Below are 576 nucleotides of genomic sequence, written 5' to 3'. Positions count from 1 at the left end.
ATTGGTTCCAATTTGTTTATGGAGATAGCAAAAATAAGGGCCATTAGGTTTTTATGGGCTGCGATCGTAAAAGAATTTGGTGGTAATGAAGAAAGTCAGAAGGCATTTATACATGCTCATACTTCTAAAACAACGAAAACAAAATATGATCCGTACGTAAATATATTAAGGGCGACAGTTGAATCCTTTGCAGCAGTTATTGCAGGAGCAAATAGTATTACAACTTCAACTTTTGATGAACCTTTTAATCGTTCGTCTGCCTTTTCTGAGAGAATTGCCAGAAATGTACAATCCATACTTAAAGATGAAACACACTTGAATAAAGTGTTAGATCCTGCTGGTGGTTCCTGGTACATTGAAAATTTGACAGAGGAACTTTCAAAGACGGCGTGGTCATTATTTCAAGAGATCATGAAGAACGGTGGTATCGTTCCGTCTATAAGGGAAGGTAAAGTACAACAAGATATACAAGCTGTACGGGAAAAAAGATTTGAGAATATCGATTATCGTAAGGAACGCATTGTTGGAACTAATATGTACGCTAACCTTTATGAAGATCCATTATCAACAACTAAG

General features: G+C 36.3%; 1 protein-coding gene. It reads left to right on the top strand.

Annotation, left to right across the window (positions count from 1 at the left end):
- Positions 1 to 12: 12 nt before the first annotated feature.
- On the top strand, positions 13 to 576 hold a 564-nt coding region (locus ABD785_RS41190), incomplete at its 3' end, for a methylmalonyl-CoA mutase family protein (RefSeq protein ID WP_344840361.1).

Source organism: Actinocorallia longicatena (genome assembly GCF_039534125.1).
GTDB lineage: Bacteria > Actinomycetota > Actinomycetes > Streptosporangiales > Streptosporangiaceae > Actinocorallia > Actinocorallia longicatena.
Note: the sequence above shows the minus strand (reverse complement) of the source record. Positions and strands in the feature narration are given on the sequence as shown.